The sequence below is a fragment of the Luteibacter sp. GL_149 genome, from assembly GCF_057834065.1.
Genome location: NZ_CM174395.1, coordinates 3,581,581 through 3,599,805, shown reverse-complemented (window position 1 = coordinate 3,599,805; position 18,225 = coordinate 3,581,581). Strand labels below are relative to the sequence as shown.

The window sequence follows — 18,225 nt, the reverse complement described above, 5'->3', positions numbered from 1 at the left end:
CCCTACGCTACAATGTCGAAAGATAAGTCTAAGGTTTGCCGCGCACTATCCGCTCGTCCCACAAGGCGAACGAAGCCCATGTGCCGGTACGTTAAAATTCCAGTGATCGGATGGCGGGAGTGGGCAGTGTCGTCTACTCGCACGGGCTTACCTTCTGACTGGCCGTATACGATCATAGGCCGTGATGACTAGACACTTCCTTGCCTGCGCGCTCGCGTCTTTCGCCGCCATGGCGGCTGGCTGCGCGGGGCTTGGCGTGAAGTATCCGCCGACGCCGCCCGAACTGCCGTCGCAATGGAGCGCGTTGCCGCCCGCGCCGGCGGCTACCGCGCCGGACCTGCACGGATGGTGGAAGGCATTCGGCGATCCCGCGCTCGACGCCGTCGTCGAGCGTGCGCTCAAGGACAACCTCGACGTCGCGCAGGCGATCGAACGACTGCAGGCAGCACGCAGTCTCGACCATCATTCCGGCGATCGTTTTCTTCCCTCGCTGAAGGGAAAGACGGACGACCTGTTCGATCCGGACGCCAGTGCGTCGTTCTTCGTCGCCGGGTTCGATTCGGTTTGGGAATTCGGTTTCTTCGGCCGTGCCACCGGTGCGGAGCGCGCCGCGCGCGGACAACTCCAGTCGAGTGTGGCCGAGGTGAAAGCCGCGCGCGTTACGGTCATCGCCGAAGTGGCTCGCAATTGGGTCGAAATGCGCGCCGCGCAGCAGCGGGTCCGGCTGTTGACGGATCTGCGCGACGAACGAGCCAGGCGCGTCGATCTGGTCGAGACCCGCGCGAAGCTGCGCATGGCGTCGCCCGTCGACGTCGCGAAGGCGCACGGCGAACTTGCTCGTGCCGAATCCGCGCTCATGGATCCCCAGCAGGCGTACGACACGGCATCCCGGCAGCTTGCGGTGCTGCTCGGCATGAACGCCCCGGATGCCGCGTGGGAGACGGTGGCCGACGTCCCCCAACTGGGCGACTGGAAACTCGACGGTGCGCCGGCCGAGCTGCTGCGCACCCGGCCGGAAATCGCGAAGGCGGAAGCGGATGTCGTGCGCGCGGCGGGCGAGCTCGGGCTCGCTCGCGCCGAAATGTATCCCAGCATCGGTCTGGGCGCCTCGATGATCTGGTCGACCAATATCGTCAGCTATCGCCGCACGCATACGCATGGCATCGCGTCTGTCGGCCCCATTCTGGATATTCCGTTGTTCGACTGGGGCATGCGCGCCGCCGCGGCGCACGCCAGCCGTCATCAGTTCCAGGCGACGGTGCTGGCCTATCGGCAAAGCGTCCTGCAAGGTGTCGCCGAAGTGCAGACGGCACTCGACAATCTGCAGATGCAACGCGAACGGGAACGTCACAGTCTGGATGCATGGCAGGCGTCCACGGTGGCCGACAACGCCATGGCTACCCGGAGGCGTCTGAAACTCGCGAGCGAACTGGATCGTGCGGATACCCGCGTCGCGGTGGCGGAAGCCGGCGTCGACATGGTGGATGCGCGGGCAACCCGCGACCTGGCTTATGTTGCGCTGTTCAAGGCGTTGGGAGGCGCTCCGGTAGTCGCGGATGAAGATCGCGACGCCGAGGCGGCGCGCTGATGGTTCCTCTCGCCCGCAAAACGCTTATCTACGAATGGCGCCGTTTTCTGCCGGCGATTCTCGCCGTCGGCTTCGCCGGCCTGCTGCAGGTGCTGCAGGCGGCGCTCGTCCTTGGCATCTTCAGCAGCGCCAGTGTTTACATCACCGGATCGACCGCCGATATATGGGTGGGTTATCCGGGCACGCAAAGCGTCGACCAGGGGCGCTCGCTCGATCCCAACGTCGAAATGCATATGCGGATGGACCCCGACGTAACGCAGGTCGAGCCATTCATCTGGCTGGATGGCGACTGGCGGGGCGACCGCACCACGGGTGGCGTATCGGTTTACGTGTCGGGAATCGATCCCCGTCCCGAAGGACTGATGTTCGCCCGCGTGCTGGACAAGGACATGCGCGCCCGTCTGGAAGAGCCGGACGCTGTCGTCGTCGACCGTGCGGATCTGGAGAAGCTCGGTGTCGGCGTGGGCAAGCAGGCCGCGATCAATGGGCATACGGTGCGCATTGTCGGTGTGAGTTCGGGCCTGCGCGCACTGGGCGGGGTGAACGTCGTGACGTCGCTGGAAACGGCGCGCCGGCTGAACCCCGATCCTCAGGATGCCGGTCGCCCGACGTATCTGGTAGCGAAGCTCGATGCGAACGCCGATACGAAATCGGTCGCCGCACGGCTGCGGCATGCCACCGGCTTCGGTCCCTACGATGTCTGGGCGGCGCGCGATTTCGCACGGCGAACGGTTCTTTACTGGATGCTGGATACAGGTGCCGGCGCGGGCGTGCTGTTCCTCGCGGGTATCGTCTTCCTGGTCGGTGCCGTCATCACCAGCCAGACGCTGGTCGCGGCGGTGGCCGGTTCCGTTCGCGAATACGCGACGCTCAATGCGCTGGGCGTCGGCTTGCCCGCACTGCGCCGGGTCGTGCTGGAGCAGGCGTTCTGGGTGGGTGCGCTGGGATTACTCGGCGCATCGTTCGTCGGGGCGCTGTTGATGGCGATCGCCCGAAGCCGCGACGTACCCGTGTACCTCAGCGTACCCGTCACATTGATATGCGCGCTGCTCGTCATGGCGCTGGCCGCGGTGTCGGGTCTCGCCGCCATGCGCAGCCTGCGCCGCGCCGATCCCGCCACGTTGCTGAGGTGATGCCATGAATTCACTTCTCGACAGTAAGCGTTATGCCGGACCCAGCCTGAGGGCCGAGCGGGTCACGAAGTCGTTCGTCACGGGGCGCGTTCGCACGAGCGTCCTTCACGAAGTGTCGCTGGAGCTTCACGCGGGCGAACTGACGCTGATTTCCGGACCGTCCGGTTGCGGCAAGAGCACGTTGCTGGCGATATTGAGCGGCCTGCAAAAGGTCGACTCCGGCGAGGTATTCGCTCTGGGCGACAAGCTGGACGACCTCGGGCAACGCGAGCTCGAACGGTTTCGCCTGGCTCACACCGGTTTCGTTTTTCAGGGCTTCAACCTGTTCCCCGCGCTGACGGCGCTGGAGCAGGTGGAACTTCCGCTGCATTACCTGGGGCTGCCTTCGCGCGAAGTTCGCGAGCGGGCGCTTCGTTCGCTGGACGAAGTGGGCGTCGCTCATCGGGCCTCCCTGCGCCCGACCGAACTTTCGGGTGGCGAAAAGCAGCGCGTCGCGGTGGCCCGCGCCATGGCGAAAGAGCCCGAGCTGCTCTTCGCCGACGAGCCGACCAGCGCACTGGATGCCGCGAACGGGCAGATGGTGATCGATCTGCTTCATCGTATAGCGCGTACCCATGGCACCACGGTCCTGTGCGTCAGTCACGATCCTCGTCTTCTGGGTCACGCGGATCGCGTGCTTGCCATGGAAGACGGGCGGATACTAAGCGATCAGCGCCACACGCCCGAACTGGCGCCGGGTCGCTCGAACCAGGAGATATCTTCGTTATGAACGCGATTGCAACGCACCGGAATGCGTGCCTGATCCTGCTTTCGCTCGCCCTCGCGGGGTGTTCGGGGCATGGGAATGCACCCGCGACCGCAAGCGCGCCCGAGTCGAACTACGCTGCCGCCGCGCGTGGTCGCGTCGACGTCGAGGGTGGACTGCTTTCGCTTTCGATGCCACGCGACGGCGTGCTTGTGCGGATGGATGTGCACGAAGGCGACAACGTGAAGGCGGGGCAGGTTCTGGCAGCCCTCGACGACACGCCGGCGAAGCTTGCCGTCACCGCGGCCGAAGCGGAGCGTGCCCAGGCGAACGCGCAGATCGCCTCGCTGGGCAAGCGCATCGCGGCTGCGAAGCAGCGCGCACAACGGCTTGCCCAGGCGGAAGCCAGTGGCGCGGGAGACGGGCAGAGCGCCGACGATGCGGCGGACGCACTGGTCCAGCTCGGCGCGGAACAGGATGCCGCCACGGCGCAGGTCGCGGTACTCGCCCAGAAAGTCAGCGCCGCAAACTACGAGCTTGCCCAGCGCACGCTACGCGCGCCCTCCAATGGACTGATCACCCGGGTGCTGGCCCGTCCCGGCGCGTCCGTGGGAACGGAGAGTCCGCTCATCGTTCTGTTGCCCGATACGCCGCGTCTCGTTCGCGCCGAACTCAGCGAAACCTTTGCCAATAACGTGCAGCCGGGCATGCATGCGGAAGTCACGGCCGACGGCGATGCGAAAGCGACGCCCCGGCAGGCGACGGTGGTGCGTGTCGGGTCCGTGATCGGCCCCGGCGTTCTGGACGACGACGCACAGGCACGGGCGAATGCGCGCACGGTGGAATGTGTGTTGTCTTTCGATACGCCGCAGGACCTTCGCATCGGGCAACGCGTTCTGGTGCGTTTCGCGAAGCAGGGCGCGAAGCCCTGACGCACGGCGAAGGGCTGGCTCAGAAGTGGTAGACGAAGGCCAGTGTCTGCGACATCTGGGTCCGCGAGCCATACGAACGGACCATCGGGCTGTTTGCCGCAGCCCCCAGCAGACGGCCAATATTGATCGACAGTGCGAAGCCCGTATGTTCGCTGGTGGGCAGGAAGGCGTCGTACTCGATATAGGCCATCTGTGCCCCGGCGCCCGGTCGCCATGGCGCGGTTCCGATGCTCGTGGCCTCGTCGGTACTCAGGCCGAAGAAGCGACGCATCGCCGGACCGTTCATCGCCTGCCATTGCAGCTCGAACGACTGCTCGATATAGCCGATATCGGGTAGCTTCAGATCGCCGTAGACATCCAGGTACGCTCCCGCTCCGGCGGTGTCGTGACTTACACGCGAGCCCACGCTCCACTGCTCGTCGAACGCGTATTCGACGTATCCGCCGCCCTGCAGTCGCGGCGAGAGCGACGTGACCTTGCCGCCAAGCGTGCCCAGGTCTTCATGGCTGCGGCCCCACATGTAATTTCCGTACAGGCCGCCATGCCAGTGCGTACCGTGGATCAGATCGACGGTCAGGCCGTCGACCGTCGACAGCTCGCCCAGCCCGGGCAGGTCGATGTCGACGTAGGGCAAGAGCTGGTTGCGATGGGTGTTGGCGCCGATCCAGGACGGCATGTGCTGCACCCCGGCGCCGAACGCGTAGCTGGGCTCCTCGCTGGCGGAAGCGAGGCCCGATACGACTAGCAGGGCCATCGGGATTCCGGTGAGGAGCGAGCGAAGCGGCATGGGCACGGATATGGGGGGTGATCGGGCGGAAATCATAGTCGGGCAAAGTGAACGGGAGCCTCCTTAGGGGAACCTTTGGCCGCTGGGAAAGGGGTGCGAAAGGTACCGTCCCTAACCTGCCGTCAATCCTGATGGTGGACTTTCTACGTGAATCATTCGGTTTCCTGGAACATTCTCTGCGACTTCGACGGCACGATTACCGTCGAGGACGTGATCGATTCGCTGCTCGACCGCTTCGGCCGCCCCGGCTGGGAAGTGCTCGAGCGCGACTGGCGCGCGGGCCGCATCGGTTCGGCCGAGTGCATGGCCGGGCAGGTCGGTCTTCTCGACGTCAGCCGCGAGGAAATGGACGCGCATCTCGACGGGCTGCATATCGACCATGGCTTTCCGGCGTTCGTCGGTCAGGCGAAGCGTCTTGGCATGCCCATCCGCGTCGTCAGCGACGGACTCGATTACGCCATCGATTCGATCCTGAGCCGTCATGGTCTGGATACGCTGCCGGTTGCCGCCAATCACCTGAACATGGCGGGCGAGCGCGAGTGGCGTCTGACGTCGCCGTTCCGCAAGCCGGACTGCCGTAGCGGTACCTGCAAGTGCGCCTGCGTTGCCGAAGCGCGCAGCGATGGTCGCAAGACGCTGTTGATCGGCGACGGCGCGTCGGATTTCTGCGCCGCCGACACCGTCGATTTCGTGTTCGCCAAGAACCGTCTGATCGAACACTGCCGCGCCGCGGGTATTCCCTATGTGCCCATCGCCAGTTTCGACGAAGCGCTCGAGCTTCTGCCCGCGCTTGCCGACGGACGTCTCCCGCCCGAGATCGTCGTCCACCCGATTTCCGCACTTACGACGTAACAGGATTTTCCTCCCATGAACGTTCTGACCAAGAATCCCAAGGTCGTCATCGACGACGCCCAGTTGCTCGTCGACGAGGCGAAATACTGTTCGTTCGGCGACACCGTGCATTATGTCGATCCGCCGAAGATCTTCCGTCATGCGGAAGGCAGCTACATCTACGACAGCGAGGACATCCCCTTCCTCGACCTGCAGATGTGGTACTCGGCCGTGAACTTCGGTTACGGCAACAAGCGCCTGAACGATTGCCTGAAAGACCAGATCGACCTGCTTCCCCAGGTGGCCAGCCAGTACCTGCACCAGACGAAGATCGAGCTTGCCAAGACGATCGCGGTCGACGCGAAGTCGAAGTTCGGTCTGGACGGCCGCGTGCATTTCAACGTCGGCGGTGCGCAGGCGGTGGAAGACTCGCTGAAGATCGTGCGTAACGCGCGTAACGGCAAGAGCCTGATGTTCGCGTTCGAAGGCGGTTATCACGGCCGTACGCTGGGCGCGTCGTCCATCACGTCCAGCTACCGCTATCGCCGCCGCTTCGGCCACTTCGGCGAGCGCGCGATGTTCGTTCCGTTCCCGTATCCGTTCCGTCGCCCGAAGGGCATGACGCCGGAAGAATACTCCGACGCCTGCGTACGCCAGTTCGAGCGTCTGTTCGAGACCGAATACAACGGCGTGTGGGATCCGAAGGCGGGGCAGGCCGAATACGCCGCGTTCTACGTCGAGCCGATCCAGGGCACCGGTGGCTACGTCATCCCGCCGAAGAACTTCTTCATCGATCTGAAGAAGGTGCTCGACAAGTACGGCATCCTGATGGTCTGCGACGAAATTCAGATGGGTTTCTGGCGCACGGGCAAGCTCTGGTCGATCGAGAACTTCGGCGTGAATCCGGACATCATTGTCTTCGGCAAGGCGCTGACCAACGGCCTCAATCCGCTGTCCGGTCTGTGGGCGCGCGAAGAACTGATCAATCCGACGATCTTCCCGCCGGGTTCGACGCATTCGACGTTCAACTCCAATCCGCTCGGTACGGCGCTCGGTCTCGAAGTCATCAAGATGGGCTACGAGCTGGACTACGGCACGAAGGTCGTGGAGAAGGGCAAGCACTTCCTCGATGGCCTGAAAGACCTGCAGAAGCGTCACAAGGAAATTGGCGACGTCGACGGCCTCGGTCTCGCGCTGCGTGCCGAAATCTGCACCGACGACGGCTTCACGCCGAACAAGGAACTGCTCGACCGCATGGTCGACATCGGCCTTGCCGGCGGCCTGGAGCACAACGGCAAGAAGATCGGCCTCGTGCTGGACGTGGGCGGCTGGTACAAGAACGTCATCACGTTCGCGCCGTCGCTCGACATCAGCCACGAAGAGATCGACCTGGCCATCTCGCTGCTCGATCAGCTGCTGACCAAGGCCAAGCGCGCCTGATGGGCCGGACGGGTGGGCCGGGCGTGAACGCCCGGCCCACCCGTTGCCGTGGAAGATCGCGGCCTCAACGAGGCTCGCACACCGCCAGGACGGCATTCAGGCCACCGAATGCGAATGAGTCGGACAGCGCCGCCCGCACGTGCATCACGCGGGCATCGTTGCGAACGATATCCAGATCGCAGTCCGGATCGCTGTCGATGAAGTTGGCCGTGGGCGGTACGATGCCTTCCTTGATCGCCCCGATCGTCGCGATGAGTTCGAGTGCACCGGAGGCACCAAGCGCATGGCCATGCATCGATTTGGTCGAGGAAACACATATGTTCCGCGCGTGCGCACCCAGCGCCATGTGGAGTGCACGGGTTTCCGTGACGTCGTTAGCCTGCGTGCCCGTGCCGTGCGCGTTGACGTAGTCGATCGCGGAGGGTTCCATACCCGCATCGGCAAGCGCCGCATGGATGGCTTGCGCGGCGCCGTTGGCGGAGGGCGCCACGATGTCGCCCGCATCCGAACTCATGCCTACGCCCGCGATCTCGGCAAGAACCGTCGCACCGCGTCGACGCGCATGCTCGATGGATTCGAGTACGAACATGCCGGCGCCTTCGCCCAGCACCAGTCCGCGCCGCTGCTTGCAGAAGGGGCGGCAGGTATCGTCCGCAAGAATACGCATCGCTTCCCACGCCCGGATGACTCCGAACGAGAGACAGGCCTCCGTGCCGCCCGTCACGGCGACGTCGACCATGCCGCTGCGGATCATGCCGACGGCCTGGGCGATCGCGTGGTTGGCCGATGCGCACGCGCTGGTCACCACGAACGCGGGGCCGGACAGGCCGAATTCGATGCCGATGTGGCTCGCTGGAGCGCTGGCCATGATGCGCACGATGCTCAGGGGATGGACGCGCTGTCCGTTGCCCTCGCCATACAGGTGGCGACTCGTATCGTCGTGCGAGGTCTCGCCGCCGGCGCCCGTGCCGATGACCACCGCCGTGCGGGTGCGCAGTCCGTCGTCGAACGCGATGCCCGACTGGGCGACCGCTTCGCGTGCCGCGAGCAGGGCGAACTGGGATATCCGGTCGAGCAGGGGAAGTACGTGAGGATCGAAGTGCGATTCGGGCGTGAAGTCGGGGACCTGCGCCGCGATGCGCGCGCGAAGTTCCGCCGAGCGGGGATGGACCAGTGGCCGGATAGCGGACTGGCCTGCCACCAGTCCATCCCACAATCGATCCGCTCCGATACCGAAGGCGCTTACCGCGCCCATACCCGTGATTGCTACACGACCTTCCTGGATTGCACGCATCGCCTGACTCCCCGGCTGGTTTCGTTTCGCCTTGCGGCGCGGAGTGAACCGGACGATCAGGGGGAGGGTGCGGCATCCTTGCGTGCCAGCGCTTCACGCAGCGCACCGATCAGTCCTGCGACCGTATCGCCGTCGAAGTTGGGATCGCGCTCGGGAAAGGTCACCTTGAACTCTTCCTCGATGTCGAAAATCACCTCGATAGCGTCGAGGGATGTCACGCCCAGATCCTTCAACGTCGATTCGGGCGTGATGGTGGACCGGTCTATCTTCGCGTCGTTGGCGATGATATCGAATACCTTGCTTTCAATCGGATCGCTCATAGTCCCGACCTCCCCGTTGCCGCGAACCCCGGAGCCAAAACGGCATCCGGCTGGCGTGGCACCCCGAGTCTAAACGCAAAAAGCTTACGCATGCCTTTCCTCAATCAACTCGAACCGGACAGCCTGCTCGGGCACTTCGACCGACACCCTCCCGTCGGCTTCGATACCTTGCGTTCGAAGGACGGAATGCCCCTGTTCGCGGCTCCGTTCGATCTGCTGACGACGGCCGATGATGCGTTGCGCCATCGCGTTCAGGGTTTGCCCTTGTATCGCTTATGGTCGCGCCTGCTCCGGCCGCGGACGTGCTTTGCCGGAACGACCGTGACCGAGTACGCGGTGTTCCCCGTCGGAGCCGATCCCGCCGCGCTGGCTGCGGAGCTTCGATCGACTGTCGGACGGGCGCATACGCTGCTGGTGGTCAAGGACATTCCGCTCGGATCGCCGTTGCTCGATGCGTCGTCCGGCGACTGGTCGCAGCGCTTCGTCGATGCCGCCGAAGCGCAGGGCTTCATCACCGTCGAAGGGCAGGCGCTTGCGTGGCTGCCGATCGATTTTGTTTCGGCGGAAGACTATCTGAGCCGGATGTCGGCGAGCCGGCGGAAGAATCTGCGTCGCAAGCTTCGTTCCCGCGACGAGCTGGAGATCGAGGCGATACCCACGGGCACCGCTTTCGCCGATGAAGGTCTCGTCGAGCGTTTCTATGCGTTGTATTGCGAGGTTTACGCGCAAAGCGAAACGCATTTCGATCTGCTGACGCTCGATTTTTTCCGGGATGCATTTCAGGATGCGGACGGTGGCGGCGTGGTGTTCGTTTATCGCAAGGACGGCGAGACGATCGGATGGAACCTCTGCTACGAACACCAAGGCCGGCTGCTGGATAAGTACATCGGCTTCTCCTATCCCCGGGCTCGCGACTACAACCTGTATTTCGTGAGCTGGATGCATAACCTCGAGTACGCCAGACAACGAGGTCTTACGCACTATGTGGCAGGGTGGACCGATCCGGAAGTAAAGGCATCGCTGGGCGCGAGCTTCCACATGACGCGTCACGCGGTATACATACGCAACCCTCTGCTCCGTTTCGTGCTTCGCCGCCTGGCGAAGCACTTCGAGAGCGATCGCCAGTGGCAGGAAAAGCACAATGCGTCCCGTCGTCCTTGATATCGATGGTTCGGTCGGGCCACTGGCCCGCCGGATCGTGCTGCCGCTGGAAGAGTGGCAGGAGTCGCTGCGCTTCGCCTGTTCGCTGGGAGCGCTGCGTCGTTTTCGCGAAACGCTGGATGCCACGTTGCCTGCCGATTTCGGTACCGTTTTCACGGGCAGCGGAGACTTCCATCACCTTACCTGGCCGCTGATCGAGAGAGTACCCGGCCGCGAGCCGTTCCAGGTCGTGGTATTCGACAACCATCCGGACAACATGCGCTTTCCGTTCGGCGTGCATTGCGGATCGTGGGTACGCCGGGTTGCGATGTCTCCGCGCGTCACGCACGTCCATGTCGTCGGCATTACTTCGGGCGATATCGGGCGTAAGCACGCGTGGGAGAACTATCTGGCCCCGTTGCGTGCACGCAAACTCACGTACTGGTCGTCCGGTGTGGATACCGGTTGGGCGCAGCGCATCGGACTTGGCCATGGATTCCGCAGCTTCGCCTCGTCCGCCGACCTGGTCGCCGCATTCGTCGACGAGCAGAAGGGGCGTAGCGATGCGACGTATCTGTCGATCGACAAGGATGTTTACGACGCGTCCGTTGCGATGACGAACTGGGACCAGGGTACGCTGGACGAGGCGGGCGGCGAGGCGATGATCGACGCGTTGCGCGGACGTATCGTGGGTAGCGACGTGACTGGCGAGATATCGCGTTATCGCTACAAATCGTGGTGGAAGCGTCGTCTGAGCGCGATGGACGGTCAGGAAGAAGTTGCCGAGGAAAGCCTCGCGGCATGGCAGGCACAGCAGCACGCACTCAACGAACGCCTGCTGCTAGCCATAGCACGCAATACCGCCAGCCCCGTGTTGTAGGAGCCTGCAAGCGGGGCCCTACAAAAAAGGTTCTTCACGCATGGTCTGGGAGGGCTCGGCTTCGCCATTGCTTTTGCGTTCGGACGCTTCGCGAAGAGCCGTCGGCCACCGCCCTCGACGCTCCGGCTTCACCGTCGCTCGGGAAAAGAGAGCCGCTGCGCGGCTAGTGTCTTAATGGCTGCGCCCCGTCGCGCCCGCGCGGCGGGCGGGGGTTTTCGATTCGGCCTCCGTGCCTCAGCGAAAACGGCGGACCGTCCGGGTCCGCCCCCTCCGGGCCTTGTCCGCCCGCCGCGCTCGGTTCCGCAAGTCGCGTCGAGGGCGGTGGCCGACGGCTCTTCCGGATGTTGCGGTGACGTGGGGAAAAGCAGCGCGTGACGCATGACCGATGGTGACCCGCATCCGGTCCGGTTCCGTCACGTGCTCGGCTCGCGCTCTGCCCGCAGCAAACCGCAGTCGACGGTGCCGTGGCCGGGTTGGCCCTTGGGGCCGCCTTAGCCGAGGGCCGCGATCACCCACTGACGTAGCGAAGTGGGCGCTACGGCCCGCTCCCGCAGGGACGGCGCCGAAGGCCCCAAGGGCCAACCTGGTCGCGGCTTCCCCGACAGCACAAGTGTAAGACGGCTGTCCTCGACCGAAGCTCGACAAGACACGTCAAGCCGCCCCCGCTAATGCGTGAAGACCCATAAAAAAATAGCGTTACAGCCTTCCGATCATGTACTGCACGATCAGGCTCGTCACCGCTACCGATGCCCACACGCCCAGTCCCAGCAGGATCGGGCGCGGGCCGGTCGAGGCCATGCGCCGCAGGTCGGCCGACAGGCCGATCGAGGTCAGCGCCACGACGATCAGGCACTCGGCCGCGAAGTGAACCCAGGGTAGTGCGACCTCGGGTACCAGTCCCGCGGTACGCACGGCCGAAGCGACCAGGAACCAGAGGATGAACCAGGGAAAGATGCTGCGCAGGCTGAAGTCGCTGCGGCCGCTGCGCTTTTCCTTCCAGCCGACGATCAGCGCGAGAACGAGGCAGATGGGGATGATCAGCGTGGCGCGCGTGAGCTTGACGATGGTGGCGTAGTCGCCGGCGGCATGACTGAAACTGTAGCCCGCCGCGACGACCGATGAGGTGTCGTTGATCGCGGTGCCTGCCCACAGGCCGAAGCCGAGGTCGGACAGATGCAGCAGATGGCCGAGCGCGGGAAACAGCAGCACCGCTACAAGGTTGAAAAGGAAGATGGTCGAAATCGCGAACGCGGTGTCGTGCTCGTCGGGCTTGAGGATGGGCACCACGGCGGCGATAGCCGAACCGCCGCAGATGGCGGTGCCCACGCCGATCAACAGGCGCAGCTTGTCGTGCACACGCAGGACCTTGCCCAGGACGAATGCGGAGATGCCGGCAGCGGCCACCGTGGTCACCGTGACCGACAGCGATTCGAGCCCGGTATGCGCCACTTGGGTCAGGCTCAGGCCGAAGCCAAGCGCGATGATCGACCACTGAAGAATCTGCTTCGACGCGAAACGGATGCCCGGCTGGAACGACGCGGCGGGCGGGGCGAAATGGCGCACGATCAGCCCGAGAACGATGCCGAACACGGCGCCGCCCACCAGCGGCAGCAGTTTCCCCAACCCGAAAGCGACGGCGGCGACGGCGAAAGCCAGGGCCAGGCCGGGAAGCTTGTTCTGTGCGGGAGGGATGGTGACGGTTTCGATGGCGGACATGAGGGTGGTTCCGGAGCGATGGCGCTATTTTCCGCTCCTGGAACATATAAGCATATTGAGTATGTCTTATTCAATGTATAAGAATGACTGATGATAGGAGTCAGCCCCCGCCAGCTCGAAGTCTTCGTGGCCATTGCCCTGGATGGCAGCGTTCGCGCGGCCGCCGAGCGTCTGTATCTCAGCCAGCCGGCCGCCAGCATGGCGCTGGCGGAGCTGGAGCGTCAGTTGGGTTCACCCTTGTTCGCCCGCGAGAAGGGGCGGCTGAGGCTCAACGCACGCGGCCGGGAACTGTTGCCGCTGGCGCAGGAGCTGATCGAACGTTTCGCGGAACTGGAGCGTCGCGCCGGCGATGCCAGTGCGGCGTTGAGTGGCGAACTTCGCGTCGGTGCAAGCAATACGGTCGGCAACTATCTGGTCGGCGATCTGCTCGGTCCGTTTGCCTCGGCGCATCCGGGCGTGTCGTTGCGGCTTGGCGTCGCCAATACGGCGCGCATTGCCGAAGGTGTGCTGGATCATGCTTACGATGTCGGTTGCGTCGAAGGCCCGGTCACGCACGCGTCGCTGGACGTACGCCCCTGGCGCGAAGACTGGCTGGCGGTATGCGTGCGTCCGGACCACCGTCTTGCGGGAAAACCGCGGCTGCGCCGCGAAGACTTCGCCGGCGAACGCTGGGTGCTGCGCGAACGCGGCTCCGCGACCCGCGCCATGAGCGAACGCGCACTGGCGGAACTGCCCGCCGGCACGACGGTCCTGGAGCTCGATCAGTCCGAGGCGATCAAGCAGGCGGTGATCGCGGGATTGGGCATCGCCTGTCTTCCCGCGGTGGCGATCGGCGATGCCGTTGCGGCGGGGCGGTTAGCTGTACTCAAAACGCCGTTTCTGGATATGCGCCGGGTACTGTCGGTGGTGGTGCACCGGTCGCGTTATCGCGGGGCGCTGCTGGATGCGTTTCTGGGGATGTTGTAACCGGAGCGCTTTCCATCCATCCCTTGTAGGAGCCCGCAAGCGGGCTCCTACAACGAGAAGGCGGGGTAGCGGTGGTTACAGCGCCTCGACCTCATCGGTATCGCATTCGCCGATGACACCGTGCGTAAGCACCGTGAGCAGGTGCGCCTCGACCTCGTCGCGGGTATGCGCGCGGAACAGCTTCGGGGCTGCCTGCCGCAATGCCTTGCAATCGAGCACAGTCAACTTGTCGCGCACCTGTAGTAACTGGCCCGGATGCATGCTGAATTCCTCGAGGCCCATGGCGACGAGGAGTGGCGTGAACGCGGTATCGCCCGCGATTTCACCGCAGAGACTGACTGGCTTGCGTGCCCGGCGAGCTGCGGCGATGACGTGTGCGATAAGGCGCAGGAACGCCGGTTGCAGCGGGTCGTAAATCCCTTCCAGTGCATCGTTGTTGCGATCGGCGGCCAATACGTACTGGGCCAGATCGTTCGTTCCGATGGATAGGAAATCGGCTTTTTGCAGAATGCTGGTCACACCGATGGCGGCGGCGGGCACTTCGATCATTGCGCCGATATCGAGGCGCTCGGGCAATTCGTGGCCTTCGCGGCTCAATGCTTCGCGGGCTTTCTTGATCAGCGCGCGTACGGCGACCATTTCGCCCATATGCGTGACCATGGGCACGAGGATCCTGATCGGGCCGTAACATGCCGCGCGCAGGATGGCGCGCAACTGCACGCTGAAAACATCCGGGTAGCGCAGGGACAGTCGCACGCCGCGCACGCCGAGCGCGGGATTTTCTTCGCCGCGAATGGTCAGTCCGGCGGCGTCGGCTTTGTCCGCGCCGAGATCCAGCGTACGGATGGTGACGGGCAGGCCGCCCATGCCGAGAACCAGGTCGCGGTAGGCCACGAACTGTTCGTCTTCGGAAGGCAATCCGCGTTGGCGCAGGAAAAGGAATTCGGAACGATAAAGACCGATACCGTCGGCGCCGCGCGCCCGCGCCTGGGCGACATCGCTTGCGATTTCCGCATTCGCGAAAAGACGCATATGCGCGCCATCGCGGGTAAGCGTCGGCGCGGAGGCCAGAGCGGCGAGGCGGCGGCCTTCCTGAGCCGCCTGACGCTGCCATTGACGGTAGCGCGCGAGATCCTGGGCGGTGGGATGGACGATGACATCGCCGTTCTCGGCGTCGATCAGTACGAGGTCGTCGTCGTTGATGGTGGCCAGCGCGTCGCGCGTGCCGACCAGCATGGGCAGGTTGAAACTGCGCGCCAGGATGGCGCTGTGCGAGTACACGCTGCCGGCGCTGGCGACGACGCCGAGCATGCCTTGCCCGGCCATGGATGCCATGTCGGCGGGGGCGACGGTGTCGCTGACGACGATTTCGCCGACACGTGCCGCGAGCTTGCGTTCTTCGCGACTGGACTGCTGCTGCAGCACCGACATCACACGACCGATGACCTGGTCGATGTCTTCGCCGCGGCTCTTGAGGTATGGGTCGTTCATCGCATCGAACACGGCGGCGAGCCGGTCGCGCTGCATCTTCAGCGCCGCGCTGGCCGTGTAATGGCCTACCGAGATGAGTTCGTCCAGTCCGCGTAGCAGTTCGTCGTCGTCCAGCAGCAGACTGTGCGCGTCGATGAAATCGCCGACCTCGCGGGCAAGGGCGCCATGCAGTTTGCTGCGCAGTTCGCGCAACTCCTGCCGGGCCGTGTCGATCGCCTTGTGCAGGCGTTCGATTTCCGGACCGATTTCGTCGTTCTCGAGCAGACGCGTGTCGACGGTGTAGATGCTGGGCTGAACAAGACGCGCGCGTCCGAGGGCCATGCCCCTGGCTGCGGGTGTGCCGGTCAGCACGTATCTCATTCGAACCTCGTCGTACTGCCTTCGGACATGCGTTAAGCGCCTTCGTCGAACTTGCGGTTGAACAGGTCGATGACGGCCGCGAGCGCGGCGTCCTCGTCCGGGCCGTCCGCGCGCACAGTAAGGGAAGTGCCCATTCCCGCCGCGAGCATCATGACGCCCATGATGCTTTGCGCATTCACTTCGCGTCCCTTATTGAGAAGCCACACGCCGGATTTGAAGCTCGAGACCAGCTGTACCAGCTTGGCCGAGGCTCGCGCGTGCAGGCCGAGCCGGTTGGATACCACGATGTCCTGTTCAAGCATGGTCGATGAAAATTCCCCCGCGACCGCCCGTGGCGGCGATTTCCGCCAGTTCGGGTAGCGTTTTTTCCGAGTAGTTGAGAACGCGTAGCAGCATTGGCAGATTCAGGCCCGAGACACAGCGCAGATGGACGCCGAGTTCGCCGAGCGACAGGCCGATATTGCAGGGCGTGGCGCCGTACAGGTCGGCCAGCACCAGCACGCCGTCGCCCTGGTCCAGGTCGCGGGCGTGTTTCGCCGTGAGCGTACGCATGATGTCGGGGTCGGAGTTGGCCGGTACCTCGACGGCATCCACGGTCAGCGGAAGCGAGGGTATGACATGGCGCGCGGCGGAGATCAGCGCTTTGCCGACCGCCTCGTGCGTCATGAGCAGAACGCCGACGCTCATGTCTGTGGATCGCGTGTTGTGAAAAGTTTCGTCATGGCGTCATTCGAGTTCGCGGTGGAAGGTGAGGACGTTGCCGCGCTCCGCGCGAAAATGCTGGGCGAGTTTCTCGACCAGGTAGACGGATCGATGACGGCCCCCGGTACAACCGATCGAGACGGTGACATAGCTGCGGTCGGCACCTTCGAAACGGGGTAACCAGGTTTCCAGCCAGCGCACCACATCGCCATAGTACTCGCCTGCCATGGGCTGCGCCTCCAGATACTCGCGCACGGGCAGGTCCTTGCCCGACAAAGGGCGGAGGGCGGCCTCCCAGTGTGGGTTCGGCAGGCACCGGGCGTCGAAGACGAAATCGGCGTCGGGCGGTAGCCCGCGACGGTAGGCAAACGATTCGAAGAGCAGGGTGGTGCCGTCCGACGCCTCGGCGTAGCCCGTGGCGAACAGCCGGCGAAGCTGGTGGACGTTGAGTTCGCTGGAATCGATCACCTTGTCGGCGATGTTCACCAGCGGACGCAGCAGCTTGCGTTCCTGGGCGATGGAATCGGCCAGCGACAGGCGCTCGATAGCCAGCGGGTGACGGCGGCGGGTTTCCGAATAGCGCTTGATGAGCACTTCGTCGCGGCTGTCCAGGAAGATCAGGTGGACCTGGACACCGGACGTGGCCAGTTCGGAAAGCACCTGGGGCATGCGCTGGAGGTCGGCGACGCGATTACGCACGTCGACGCCTACTGCGATCCGCTTGCGCGGACCGTGTTCGCCGTGGCTGACCGCCGCGACCAGTTGTGGCATCAGCGCGGCCGGCAGGTTGTCCACGCAGTAGAACTCGAGATCCTCGAGCGCGCGCAGGGCGACCGTCTTGCCGCCGCCGGACATGCCGGTCAGGACGACGAGATGAATGGCGTCGGCGTCGACGATGGGGGTAAACGGGCTCTCGGTCATCGTGTCTCTACCAGGGAGGAAGCCGACGCATCTGATGTGCCTGACGGTCGATGAATGTCTGGGCCGGATCGATGCCCTTGCTCTTCAGTACGTGGTTGCGCACGGCGGCCTCGACCAGCACCGACAGATTGCGGCCGGGGGCCACGGGAATGGTAATCATCGGCACGTCGACATCGAGGACGTTGCGCCGACTGACGTCGCCGGTGAGGCGGGTCATGGCGTCGGTTTCCTCGCCGTCGCGCATCGGCTTCAGGTGAATCACGAGACGAAGGTACTTGGAGGGCTTGACCGCCGTGTGACCGAACATCTCGCGGATATTCAGCACGCCCAGTCCGCGCACCTCCAGCAGGTCCTGCAACAGCTCGGGGCAGGCGCCGTCGATAACGTCCGGTGCGATCAGGGTGAACTCCGTCGCATCGTCGGCCACCAGGCGATGGCCACGGCTGATCAGTTCCAGCGCCAGTTCGCTCTTGCCCGAACCCGGACCACCGGTGATCAGGACGCCGATGGAGAAGACTTCGAGGAAAACGCCGTGCAAGGTGACCCGCGGCGCGAGGGTGCGCGCGAGGTGGTATTGCAAGTACGTCAGAAGTTCGTGTCCGCGCTTGGTGCTCTGCCAGAGTGGCGTGTCGGTTTCTTCTGCTACTTCGCGCAGGTCGGAAGGAATCGACTGGTCTTTCGTGACGATCAGCGCGGCTGGCTGGTAGGCGGCGATCTTGTGGATCGTTTCCCAGCGCTGGCGCGAATCGAGGCCATCGAGGTAAATGAGCTCCTCGGTACCGACGATCTGGATCTTGTTGGGGTAGATGACGTTGAGGTAGCCAACCAGCGAGGGCCGGCGGCTCTGCTTCGCGTTGGGCTCCAGGACGCGGGCTTCGCCACGCATGCCGGCGGCCCAGCGCAGCGCCATGCGCTCGTGCACTCCGTCGAACAGTTGTCTGGCGGTAAGCCGGTCCACTCGGGATCCTTTGACGGCAGG

The 18,225-nt window shown here is 64.3% G+C and carries 18 protein-coding genes; 9 read left to right on the top strand and 9 right to left on the bottom strand.

What is annotated here, in order from left to right; translation table 11 throughout:
• Nucleotides 1-184: 184 nt before the first annotated feature.
• The 4 genes from AC3IR3_RS15920 to AC3IR3_RS15905 are packed head-to-tail and all read left to right on the top strand — an operon-like array spanning nt 185 to nt 4,398.
• Complete coding sequence (locus tag AC3IR3_RS15920) at nt 185-1,588, top strand: TolC family protein (RefSeq protein WP_489193532.1); 1,404 nt, start codon at nt 185-187, stop codon at nt 1,586-1,588.
• The gene (locus tag AC3IR3_RS15915; protein ID WP_489193531.1) at nt 1,588-2,721 is read left to right on the top strand and encodes an ABC transporter permease; all 1,134 of its coding nucleotides are present in this window, start codon (nt 1,588-1,590) and stop codon (nt 2,719-2,721) included. The genes AC3IR3_RS15920 and AC3IR3_RS15915 overlap by 1 nt, the downstream gene beginning before the upstream one ends.
• A gap of 4 nt (nt 2,722-2,725) precedes the next feature.
• The gene (locus AC3IR3_RS15910; protein WP_489193530.1) at nt 2,726-3,490 is read left to right on the top strand and encodes an ABC transporter ATP-binding protein; all 765 of its coding nucleotides are present in this window, start codon (nt 2,726-2,728) and stop codon (nt 3,488-3,490) included.
• Nucleotides 3,487-4,398 carry an HlyD family secretion protein gene (locus AC3IR3_RS15905; protein WP_489193529.1) on the top strand — a complete coding sequence of 304 codons (912 nt, stop codon included), beginning with the start codon at nt 3,487-3,489 and terminating at the stop codon, nt 4,396-4,398. The genes AC3IR3_RS15910 and AC3IR3_RS15905 overlap by 4 nt, the downstream gene beginning before the upstream one ends.
• A gap of 19 nt (nt 4,399-4,417) precedes the next feature.
• Here AC3IR3_RS15905 and AC3IR3_RS15900 read toward each other — a convergent pair whose 3' ends face one another.
• A complete protein-coding gene (locus AC3IR3_RS15900; protein WP_489193527.1) occupies nt 4,418-5,152 on the bottom strand; it encodes a MipA/OmpV family protein in 735 nt (244 codons plus the stop codon).
• Nucleotides 5,153-5,332: 180 nt separating this feature from the next.
• On the opposite strand from AC3IR3_RS15900, the gene AC3IR3_RS15895 reads away from it, so the two are divergent.
• Nucleotides 5,333-6,037, top strand: coding sequence for an MtnX-like HAD-IB family phosphatase (locus AC3IR3_RS15895; RefSeq protein ID WP_132144367.1), 705 nt, complete (start codon nt 5,333-5,335; stop codon nt 6,035-6,037).
• 15 nt (nt 6,038-6,052) lie between these two features.
• Nucleotides 6,053-7,456 (top strand): aspartate aminotransferase family protein, encoded by a 1,404-nt coding sequence (locus AC3IR3_RS15890; protein ID WP_132144369.1) that lies wholly within the window; start codon nt 6,053-6,055, stop codon nt 7,454-7,456.
• Between the two features lie 64 nt (nt 7,457-7,520).
• Here AC3IR3_RS15890 and AC3IR3_RS15885 read toward each other — a convergent pair whose 3' ends face one another.
• Nucleotides 7,521-8,750 carry a beta-ketoacyl-[acyl-carrier-protein] synthase family protein gene (locus tag AC3IR3_RS15885; protein WP_489193524.1) on the bottom strand — a complete coding sequence of 410 codons (1,230 nt, stop codon included), beginning with the start codon at nt 8,748-8,750 and terminating at the stop codon, nt 7,521-7,523.
• Nucleotides 8,751-8,806: 56 nt separating this feature from the next.
• A complete protein-coding gene (locus AC3IR3_RS15880) occupies nt 8,807-9,070 on the bottom strand; it encodes an acyl carrier protein (protein ID WP_489193522.1) in 264 nt (87 codons plus the stop codon).
• 90 nt (nt 9,071-9,160) lie between these two features.
• Between AC3IR3_RS15880 and AC3IR3_RS15875 the strand changes: the two genes are divergently transcribed.
• Nucleotides 9,161-10,231, top strand: a complete 1,071-nt coding sequence (locus tag AC3IR3_RS15875) for a GNAT family N-acetyltransferase (protein ID WP_489193520.1) — start codon at nt 9,161-9,163, stop codon at nt 10,229-10,231.
• Nucleotides 10,212-11,090, top strand: coding sequence for a hypothetical protein (locus AC3IR3_RS15870; protein WP_489193518.1), 879 nt, complete (start codon nt 10,212-10,214; stop codon nt 11,088-11,090). Before AC3IR3_RS15875 ends, AC3IR3_RS15870 begins: the two co-directional genes overlap by 20 nt.
• 696 nt (nt 11,091-11,786) lie before the next feature.
• On the opposite strand, the gene AC3IR3_RS15865 is transcribed toward AC3IR3_RS15870, so the two are convergent.
• Nucleotides 11,787-12,806, bottom strand: coding sequence for a YeiH family protein (locus tag AC3IR3_RS15865; protein WP_489193516.1), 1,020 nt, complete (start codon nt 12,804-12,806; stop codon nt 11,787-11,789).
• Between the two features lie 90 nt (nt 12,807-12,896).
• On the opposite strand from AC3IR3_RS15865, the gene AC3IR3_RS15860 reads away from it, so the two are divergent.
• Nucleotides 12,897-13,772: a LysR family transcriptional regulator gene (locus AC3IR3_RS15860; RefSeq protein WP_489193514.1), complete on the top strand. Its 876-nt coding sequence runs from the start codon at nt 12,897-12,899 to the stop codon at nt 13,770-13,772.
• A gap of 75 nt (nt 13,773-13,847) precedes the next feature.
• Here AC3IR3_RS15860 and ptsP read toward each other — a convergent pair whose 3' ends face one another.
• Genes ptsP through hprK form a run of 5 tightly spaced genes read right to left on the bottom strand, consistent with a single transcriptional unit; the run spans nt 13,848 to nt 18,156 of the window.
• The gene (gene ptsP, locus AC3IR3_RS15855; protein WP_489193512.1) at nt 13,848-15,623 is read right to left on the bottom strand and encodes a phosphoenolpyruvate--protein phosphotransferase; all 1,776 of its coding nucleotides are present in this window, start codon (nt 15,621-15,623) and stop codon (nt 13,848-13,850) included.
• A 32-nt stretch (nt 15,624-15,655) separates the two neighbouring features.
• Nucleotides 15,656-15,925, bottom strand: coding sequence for an HPr family phosphocarrier protein (locus tag AC3IR3_RS15850; RefSeq protein ID WP_489193510.1), 270 nt, complete (start codon nt 15,923-15,925; stop codon nt 15,656-15,658).
• Complete coding sequence (locus AC3IR3_RS15845; RefSeq protein WP_132144387.1) at nt 15,918-16,310, bottom strand: PTS sugar transporter subunit IIA; 393 nt, start codon at nt 16,308-16,310, stop codon at nt 15,918-15,920. The genes AC3IR3_RS15850 and AC3IR3_RS15845 overlap by 8 nt, the downstream gene beginning before the upstream one ends.
• 39 nt (nt 16,311-16,349) lie before the next feature.
• Complete coding sequence (rapZ, locus tag AC3IR3_RS15840) at nt 16,350-17,246, bottom strand: RNase adapter RapZ (protein WP_489193508.1); 897 nt, start codon at nt 17,244-17,246, stop codon at nt 16,350-16,352.
• Nucleotides 17,247-17,253: 7 nt separating this feature from the next.
• Nucleotides 17,254-18,156, bottom strand: a complete 903-nt coding sequence (gene hprK, locus AC3IR3_RS15835; RefSeq protein ID WP_243649262.1) for an HPr(Ser) kinase/phosphatase — start codon at nt 18,154-18,156, stop codon at nt 17,254-17,256.
• Nucleotides 18,157-18,225: the final 69 nt, after the last annotated feature.